The 8,431-nt window shown below is 39.6% G+C and carries 10 protein-coding genes; all 10 read left to right on the top strand.

Features of this window, described 5'->3' with window-relative positions; genetic code table 11:
* Positions 1–105: 105 nt before the first annotated feature.
* The 10 genes from HT719_RS10930 to HT719_RS10890 all read left to right on the top strand — a co-directional run bounded on the left by HT719_RS10930 (position 106) and on the right by HT719_RS10890 (position 7,992).
* A complete protein-coding gene (locus HT719_RS10930) occupies positions 106–1,143 on the top strand; it encodes a M42 family metallopeptidase (protein WP_166731612.1) in 1,038 nt (345 codons plus the stop codon).
* A gap of 1 nt (position 1,144) precedes the next feature.
* Complete coding sequence (locus HT719_RS10925; protein ID WP_172929211.1) at positions 1,145–1,615, top strand: HIT family protein; 471 nt, start codon at positions 1,145–1,147, stop codon at positions 1,613–1,615.
* A gap of 2 nt (positions 1,616–1,617) precedes the next feature.
* Positions 1,618–2,334 carry an LD-carboxypeptidase LdcB/DacB gene (gene ldcB / locus HT719_RS10920; RefSeq protein ID WP_166731610.1) on the top strand — a complete coding sequence of 239 codons (717 nt, stop codon included), beginning with the start codon at positions 1,618–1,620 and terminating at the stop codon, positions 2,332–2,334.
* Positions 2,335–2,456: 122 nt separating this feature from the next.
* Entirely contained in the window at positions 2,457–2,882 is a 426-nt protein-coding gene (gene rplK / locus HT719_RS10915) for a 50S ribosomal protein L11 (protein WP_001085812.1), read from the top strand.
* Between the two features lie 207 nt (positions 2,883–3,089).
* Positions 3,090–3,779, top strand: coding sequence for a 50S ribosomal protein L1 (rplA, locus tag HT719_RS10910; RefSeq protein ID WP_001085675.1), 690 nt, complete (start codon positions 3,090–3,092; stop codon positions 3,777–3,779).
* Positions 3,780–3,985: 206 nt separating this feature from the next.
* On the top strand, positions 3,986–4,348 hold the full coding sequence (locus tag HT719_RS11830) for a protein-export chaperone SecB (RefSeq protein ID WP_000895062.1): 363 nt from the start codon (positions 3,986–3,988) through the stop codon (positions 4,346–4,348).
* 398 nt (positions 4,349–4,746) lie between these two features.
* Positions 4,747–4,992: a hypothetical protein gene (locus tag HT719_RS12080; protein WP_000643408.1), complete on the top strand. Its 246-nt coding sequence runs from the start codon at positions 4,747–4,749 to the stop codon at positions 4,990–4,992.
* A 400-nt stretch (positions 4,993–5,392) separates the two neighbouring features.
* Complete coding sequence (locus HT719_RS10900; protein WP_001240784.1) at positions 5,393–6,385, top strand: ATP-binding cassette domain-containing protein; 993 nt, start codon at positions 5,393–5,395, stop codon at positions 6,383–6,385.
* Between the two features lies 1 nt (position 6,386).
* Complete coding sequence (locus tag HT719_RS10895) at positions 6,387–7,205, top strand: ABC-2 family transporter protein (protein WP_000594191.1); 819 nt, start codon at positions 6,387–6,389, stop codon at positions 7,203–7,205.
* Between the two features lies 1 nt (position 7,206).
* A complete protein-coding gene (locus HT719_RS10890) occupies positions 7,207–7,992 on the top strand; it encodes an ABC transporter permease (protein ID WP_000760734.1) in 786 nt (261 codons plus the stop codon).
* Positions 7,993–8,431 lie beyond the last annotated feature (439 nt).

Genomic DNA, 8,431 nt, shown 5'->3' with positions numbered 1-8,431 from the left:
TTTCATTGAGTATAAAATCACTTTTGTAGTCAAGGCTACAGGAGTGATTTTCTTTTTTTATCCGATGATAAATGTGTTATAATAGGTAGCAAAAGAGGTAAATAAATGAATCAAACAGTAGAATATATCAAAGAACTGACAGCTATTGCGTCGCCAACGGGCTTCACTCGTGAGATTTCGGACTATTTAGTCAAGACTTTAGAAGATTTTGGTTATCAGCCAGTTCGCACAGCCAAGGGCGGTGTCAATGTGACCATTAAAGGTCAAAAAGATGAAGAGCACCGCTATGTGACTGCCCATGTAGATACGCTGGGTGCTATTGTCCGTGCTGTCAAACCAGACGGCCGTCTCAAATTGGATCGTATCGGTGGCTTTCCTTGGAACATGATTGAAGGAGAAAACTGTACCGTTCATGTGGCTAGTACAGGTCAAAAGCTATCAGGTACCATCCTCATCCACCAAACTTCTTGCCATGTCTACAAGGATGCAGGAACTGCAGAACGCACCCAGGACAATATGGAAGTGCGTTTGGATGCAAAAGTAACCAATGAAAAAGAAACTCGTGCCTTGGGGATTGAGGTCGGTGATTTTATCAGTTTTGACCCACGAACTGTCGTGACAGAGACAGGTTTTATCAAGTCTCGCCATTTGGATGATAAGGTCAGCGCAGCGATTTTGCTTAACCTGCTTCGTATTTATAAGGAAGAGAAGATTGAATTGCCCGTAACAACCCATTTTGCTTTTTCAGTTTTTGAAGAAGTGGGACATGGGGCTAACTCTAATATTCCTGCTCAGGTAGTCGAATATCTGGCTGTGGATATGGGAGCTATGGGTGATGATCAGCAGACAGACGAGTACACAGCGTCTATCTGTGTCAAGGATGCCTCAGGCCCTTATCACTATGACTTCCGTCAACATTTGGTGACCTTGGCGAAAGAGCAAGATATTCCTTTTAAGCTGGACATCTATCCATTTTATGGTTCGGATGCTTCAGCGGCCATGTCCGCAGGGGCAGAGGTCAAACACGCCCTCCTTGGCGCGGGTATCGAGTCTAGTCATTCTTATGAGCGTACTCATATTGACTCGGTGGTCGCAACAGAGCGTATGGTTGATGCTTACATTAAGAGCGCGTTGGTAGACTAATATGTGTCTTATATGCCAGAGAATTGAGCTCATCAAGAAGGGAGAAAATCCCTATTTTGTCAAAGAGTTGGAAACAGGCTATCTTGTGATTGGAAATCACCAGTATTTTGCAGGCTATAGTCTCTTTCTAGCCAAGGAACACGTCACGGAATTGCATCATTTGAAAAAGGAAACAAGACTACGTTTTCTCGAAGAAATGAGTCTAGTCCAAGAGGCAGTTGCCAAGACCTTTGCTGCTGAGAAAATGAATGTTGAACTTCTAGGAAATGGCGATGCCCATCTCCACTGGCATCTTTTCCCTAGACGAAGCGGTGACATGAATGGTCACGGTCTCAAGGGACGTGGTCCAGTTTGGTGGGTTCCCTTTGAAGAAATGACAACAAAAACCTGCCAAGCAAAACCAGATGAGATTAAAAGATTAGTTAAACGTTTATCGTCAGAACTAGATAAACTATTAGAAATAAAGGAGTAGAAATGAAAAAAAGATACCTTGTCTTGACAGCCTTGATATCCTTGAGTCTAGCAGCTTGTTCACAAGAAAAAGCAAAAAATGAAGACGGAGAAGCTAAGACAGAACAGACAGCCAAGGCTGATGGCACAGTCGGCAGTAAGTCTCAAGGGACTGCCCAGAAAAAAGCAGAAGTGGTCAATAAAGGAGACTATTACAGCATTCAAGGGAAATACGATGCAATCATCGTAGCCAATAAACACTATCCATTGTCTAAAGACTATAATCCAGGGGAAAATCCAACAGCCAAGGCAGAGTTGGTCAAACTCATCAAGGCGATGCAAGAGGCAGGTTTCCCTATTAGTGATCATTACAGTGGTTTTAGAAGTTATGAAACTCAGACCAAGCTCTATCAAGATTATGTCAACCAAGATGGAAAGGCAGCAGCTGACCGTTACTCTGCCCGTCCTGGCTATAGCGAACACCAGACAGGCTTGGCCTTTGATGTGATTGGGACTGATGGTGATTTGGTGACAGAAGAAAAAGCAGCCCAATGGCTCTTGGATCATGCAGCTGATTATGGCTTTGTTGTCCGTTATCTCAAAGGCAAGGAAAAGGAAACAGGCTATATGGCTGAGGAATGGCACCTGCGTTATGTAGGAAAAGAAGCTAAAGAAATTGCTGCAAGTGGTCTCAGTTTGGAAGAGTATTACGGCTTTGAAGGCGGAGATTACGTCGATTAAAAAATAAACTTTTCTCTTGCAATTCCAGATAAATAGTGTATAATAGATGGGTATGTGAAAAGCATACTTGTGGGAGGTAAAAATCTCTAATTACCGCCAAAACCACAAAGGAGGATTTAAAAATGGCTAAAAAAGTCGAAAAACTTGTAAAATTGCAAATCCCTGCTGGTAAAGCTACACCAGCTCCACCGGTTGGACCTGCTCTTGGTCAAGCTGGTATCAACATCATGGGATTCACAAAAGAGTTCAACGCTCGTACAGCTGACCAAGCTGGGATGATCATTCCAGTTGTTATCTCAGTTTACGAAGATAAATCATTTACTTTCGTTACGAAAACACCACCAGCTGCTGTTCTTTTGAAAAAAGCTGCAGGTGTTGAAAAAGGATCAAGTACACCTAATAAAACTAAAGTTGCTACAGTTACTCGTGCACAAGTACAAGAAATTGCAGAAACTAAGATGCCAGATTTGAACGCAGCAAACGTAGAGTCTGCAATGCGTATGATCGAAGGTACTGCTCGTTCTATGGGATTCACTGTTGTTGACTAATCAATAACACAGTAGAAAATCTCACAGCAGTCTATTAGTTGCTTTTCATACTAGGCAAGTGACTGATACTTGTACTTGGGTACAGCAAGGGAACTTAAGGCCGTAGGAAAAGGAAAGTAATAGACTGAAAACCCGCAAGACTTCATCATTTCGAGGAGTGACGTGGGAGATGAAAATCGATTGAACCACTTACAAGGAGAATAGAAAATGGCTAAAAAAAGCAAACAACTTCGTGCTGCTCTTGAGAAAATCGACAGCACAAAAGCATACAGCGTAGAAGAAGCTGTAGCACTTGCAAAAGAAACTAACTTTGCAAAATTTGACGCAACTGTAGAAGTTGCTTACAACTTGAACATCGACGTTAAAAAAGCTGACCAACAAATCCGTGGAGCAATGGTATTGCCAAACGGTACTGGTAAAACTTCACGCGTTCTTGTTTTCGCACGCGGTGCAAAAGCTGAAGAAGCAAAAGCTGCTGGTGCAGACTTTGTTGGTGAAGATGACCTTGTTGCTAAAATCAACGACGGTTGGTTGGACTTCGACGTAGTTATCGCTACACCTGATATGATGGCTCTTGTTGGACGTCTTGGACGTGTCCTTGGACCACGTAACTTGATGCCAAACCCTAAAACTGGTACTGTAACAATGGATGTTGCTAAAGCAGTTGAAGAGTCTAAAGGTGGTAAAATCACTTACCGTGCTGACCGTGCAGGTAACGTTCAAGCAATCATCGGTAAAGTATCATTTGAAGCTGAAAAATTGGTTGAAAACTTCAAAGCTTTCAACGAAACAATCCAAAAAGCAAAACCAGCTACAGCTAAAGGAACTTACGTAACAAACTTGACTATCACAACTACTCAAGGTGTTGGTATCAAAGTTGACGTAAACTCACTTTAATCAGTAGTTAAAGTAATGTAAAAAAGTTGAAGACGCTATGTCTCAACTTTTTTTGATTTCAAAATCTAGTGGAATAAATCTGGAATAGTCCATCGAGCTTTCTAATACTCTTCGAAAATCTCTTCAAACCACGTCAACGTCGCCTTGCCGTGAGTATGGTTACTGACTTCGTNNNNTGCTCTTTGGTTTTCATTGAGTATAACACATTGTTAGAAGTTGGTTTAAATTTCCTAATCAGTTTGTTCACATTTACCTTCGATATATTATATCCCATAGTTAAGGTTGGTCATACAGATGATTATAGTCATGGAGCCGTAAAACTTAGTGTTTCTTTAGTTGACAAAGATGCCATGAAAAAAATATCTGTAACTGTAATAGGATATTTTGAAATAAATATAGATGAAAATATCACCGATATTCTATACGTAAATGGTACTGCTATTCTTTATCCTTATTTACGTTCTATTGTTTCAATAGTTTCGGCAATTGATAGCAGTGAAGCAATGTTGCTACCTACCATTAATGTTTTAGAGTTACTAGATAAATCTCAACCTTTTGAAGAAGAATAATTTATTAGCTCACTAAATTGAGGGTAAGGAAAAGTAAAAGCTGTAAGAAAAATGTCTTGCATTATACAGCAACCTTTTGGGAATGAGTAGATGGATTGAATAAAATTTGATTAAGAGTGGATGATTTATCTGTAGATTATTATTGGACAGTTAGTCTTGAAGTAGTCTAAGAATTAGGTTATAATCAGTAGAAGCCTTGCTAATAATGAGGAGGTTAGTTTATGTATAGTAGACTGAATCTAAAATAGTATGAAACAATTGCTAAAACATTTATAGAAATTAATTTTACTTTTCCAATCAATTTGTTCTCATCTTATTTCAATCCGCTATATATTATGGTATCGAATCTTCATCAGAATGATAAAATTAATCAATTAATATCTGATTATAAACAGAATATGAAAGCTTTTTATATCACTATTGAAAAATTTATACGAGATGATGAAAGTCTTAAGTGTTATTTTACAAAGGTTATTTCAAGTCGTTCCAAGGTAACAAGTCTAAATCAGATTGAAGCTGATAAAACGATACAAAGAAAATATTCAAGTGAGCTAAAAAAATTTATTGGATTTTATAATGAGATTATTTGTGAGGAAAATAGTTTCCTACATGTACGAAAGAGGTGGTCGAGTTGGTTTAGGTAGTCGGTGCGTGAGTTGATAATTCTCAGGGTATGGACTTCTTTTTCATGAATGAGGTAAAAGAGCAGGTATTGTTTAGAGACAATCATTCTGAGCATATTTTCTGGATAGAGGGAGTATCCGATTTTATGATCAAAGTTAATACCGCCCTCTGGTGAGAAGATGAGTAGGTTGGTAATTTAAACTATTCAACTGAATTTTTGATTAAAAGTATTATTTTATGAGAGAAATCCTAATTTCACAATCCATAGGCAAACGCTTGCATTCTGTTTTTTATTGGACTATAATAGATTGGTATAAAGCCTTCTGTAGTAATAAAATATAGAAGGTGTAGAAAGTAAGGATTTAGAATATTTGTAGTTAAAAACACAATGTTGCTATTCCTTATGATAGGGAGATAGATATGGCAATGATAGAAGTGGAACATCTTCAGAAAAATTTTGTGAAGACTGTTAAGGAACCGGGCTTGAAGGGGGCTTTGCGCTCCTTTATTCATCCTGAAAAGCAGACCTTTGAAGCGGTCAAGGATTTGACCTTTGAAGTTCCAAAAGGGCAGATTTTAGGATTTATCGGGGCAAATGGTGCTGGGAAGTCGACAACCATTAAAATGCTGACAGGAATTTTGAAACCAACATCTGGTTTTTGTCGGATTAACGGCAAGATTCCCCAGGACAATCGGCAAGATTATGTCAAAGATATTGGCGTAGTCTTTGGACAACGCACCCAGCTATGGTGGGATTTGGCTCTGCAAGAGACCTACACTGTCTTAAAAGAGATTTATGATGTGCCAGACTCGCTCTTTCATAAGCGTATGGACTTTTTGAATGAAGTCTTGGATTTGAAGGACTTTATCAAGGATCCCGTGCGGACTCTTTCACTGGGACAACGGATGCGGGCGGATATTGCGGCCTCCTTGCTCCACAATCCCAAGGTTCTTTTTTTAGATGAGCCGACCATTGGTTTGGACGTTTCGGTTAAGGATAATATTCGTCGGGCAATTACTCAGATCAATCAAGAGGAAGAAACTACCATTCTTTTGACCACTCACGATTTGAGTGATATTGAGCAACTTTGTGATCGGATTTTCATGATTGACAAGGGGCAAGAGATTTTTGATGGAACGGTGAGCCAACTCAAGGATACCTTTGGTAAGATGAAGACTCTCTCTTTTGAACTGCTACCAGGTCAAAGTCATCTCGTCTCTCACTATGAAGGTCTGTCTGATATGACCATTGATAGACAAGGAAACAGCCTCAACATTGAATTTGATAGTTCTCGCTACCAGTCAGCTGACATTATCAAGCAAACCCTGTCTGATTTTGAAATCCGCGATTTGAAGATGGTGGATACGGATATTGAGGATATTATCCGTCGCTTCTACCGAAAGGAGCTCTAGGATGATCAAATTGTGGAGACGTTATAAACCCTTTATCAATGCAGGGGTTCAGGAGTTGATTACTTACCGAGTCAACTTTATTCTCTATCGGATTGGCGATGTCATGGGGGCTTTTGTGGCCTTTTATCTCTGGAAGGCTGTCTTTGATTCTTCGCAAGAGTCTTTGATTCAGGGCTTCAGTATGGCGGATATCACCCTCTACATCATCATGAGTTTTGTGACCAATCTTCTGACTAGATCCGATTCGTCCTTTATGATTGGGGAGGAGGTCAAGGATGGCTCCATTATCATGCGTTTGTTGCGACCAGTGCATTTTGCGGCCTCCTATCTTTTCACCGAGCTTGGTTCCAAGTGGTTGATTTTTATCAGCGTTGGCCTTCCATTTTTAAGTGTCATTGTTTTGATGAAAATCTTATCTGGGCAAGGGATTGTAGAAGTGCTGGGATTAACTGTCCTTTATCTCTTTAGCCTAACTTTGGCTTATCTGATTAACTTTTTCTTTAATATTTGCTTTGGATTTTCAGCCTTTGTGTTTAAAAATCTTTGGGGTTCCAATCTACTCAAGACTTCCATAGTGGCCTTTATGTCTGGAAGTTTGATTCCCTTGGCTTTCTTTCCAAAGGTTGTTGCAGATATTCTGTCCTTCCTGCCTTTTTCATCCTTGATTTATACCCCAGTCATGATTATTGTTGGGAAATACGATGCTAATCAGATGCTTCAGGCACTCGCTTTGCAGTTTTTCTGGCTCTTAGTGATGGTGGGCTTGTCTCAGTTGATTTGGAAACGAGTCCAGTCCTTTATCACCATTCAAGGAGGTTAGTATGAAAAAATATCAACGCATGCATCTGATTTTTATCAGACAATACATCAAGCAAATCATGGAATACAAGGTGGATTTTGTGGTTGGTGTCTTGGGAGTCTTTCTGACTCAAGGCCTGAATCTCTTATTTCTCAATGTCATCTTTCAACACATCCCATCCCTAGAAGGTTGGACTTTTCAAGAAATTGCCTTTATCTATGGTTTTTCCTTGATTCCTAAGGGCTTGGATCATCTCTTTTTTGACAATCTCTGGGCACTGGGGCAACGCTTGGTGCGAAAAGGAGAATTTGATAAGTATCTGACTCGTCCTATCAATCCTCTCTTTCACATCTTGGTTGAGACCTTTCAGATTGATGCCTTAGGCGAACTCTTGGTCGGTGGTATTTTATTGGGAACAACCATGACCAGCATTGCTTGGACTCTTCCAAAATTCCTGCTTTTCCTAGTCTGTATTCCTTTTGCGACCTTGATTTATACTTCTCTTAAAATCGCGACAGCCAGCATCGCTTTTTGGACCAAGCAGTCAGGGGCTATGATTTACATTTTCTATATGTTTAATGATTTTGCAAAGTATCCGATTTCGATTTACAATTCTCTTCTTCGTTGGTTGATTAGCTTTATCGTGCCTTTTGCCTTTACGGCCTACTATCCTGCTAGCTATTTTTTGCAGGACAAGGATGTACTCTTTAACATTGGAGGTTTGATTTTGATTTCCCTTGTCTTTTTTGGTATTTCCTTGAAACTATGGGACAGGGGCTTGGATTCTTATGAAAGTGCTGGATCCTAAGATGAAGAAACTCAAAGCCTTGTCTTAGGACAGGCTTTTTCTAATAGAGATGAAAATTCCTTGACATCTATTCTCAGAGTGCTATACTGTAAGTGTAATCGCCGATTTATCTCAGTTGGTAGAGCAAGGCACTCGTAAAGCCTAGGTCACAGGTGAACATATGACTGAAGATTTGAAAAAATAGATATGTATAAATAACCGTTAACCCCAATTATTCACCCCTAATCTAAAAACCCTCCAGAATCCTTGCCTTAGCTTAGATCCTGGATGGTTTCTTTTTTCACCCAATGGGTGTTTTTTACTAGACAAAAAAGAGTTTCCCCTTTATGGTATAAGTGTAGAAAAAAACACAAAAAGAAAGGAAACTCACATGAACAGTTTACCAAATCATCACTTCCAAAACAAGTCTTTTTACCAACTATCTTTCGATGGAGGTCAT

This window comes from Streptococcus sp. k-378 (genome assembly GCF_013277505.1).
Lineage (GTDB): Bacteria > Bacillota > Bacilli > Lactobacillales > Streptococcaceae > Streptococcus > Streptococcus pseudopneumoniae.
Note: the sequence above shows the minus strand (reverse complement) of the source record. Positions and strands in the feature narration are given on the sequence as shown.

Excerpts from the sequence above, each read along its gene's own strand:
- ldcB (WP_166731610.1), top strand. The coding sequence starts at position 1,618 with ATGAAAAAAAGATACCTTGTCTTGACAGCCTTGATATCCTTGAGTCTA.
- rplK (WP_001085812.1), top strand. The coding sequence starts at position 2,457 with ATGGCTAAAAAAGTCGAAAAACTTGTAAAATTGCAAATCCCTGCTGGT.
- HT719_RS10890 (WP_000760734.1), top strand. The coding sequence starts at position 7,207 with ATGAAAAAATATCAACGCATGCATCTGATTTTTATCAGACAATACATC.
- HT719_RS12080 (WP_000643408.1), top strand. The coding sequence starts at position 4,747 with ATGAAAGCTTTTTATATCACTATTGAAAAATTTATACGAGATGATGAA.
- HT719_RS10930 (WP_166731612.1), top strand. The coding sequence starts at position 106 with ATGAATCAAACAGTAGAATATATCAAAGAACTGACAGCTATTGCGTCG.
- HT719_RS10900 (WP_001240784.1), top strand. The coding sequence starts at position 5,393 with ATGGCAATGATAGAAGTGGAACATCTTCAGAAAAATTTTGTGAAGACT.
- rplA (WP_001085675.1), top strand. The coding sequence starts at position 3,090 with ATGGCTAAAAAAAGCAAACAACTTCGTGCTGCTCTTGAGAAAATCGAC.
- HT719_RS10925 (WP_172929211.1), top strand. The coding sequence starts at position 1,145 with ATGTGTCTTATATGCCAGAGAATTGAGCTCATCAAGAAGGGAGAAAAT.
- HT719_RS10895 (WP_000594191.1), top strand. The coding sequence starts at position 6,387 with ATGATCAAATTGTGGAGACGTTATAAACCCTTTATCAATGCAGGGGTT.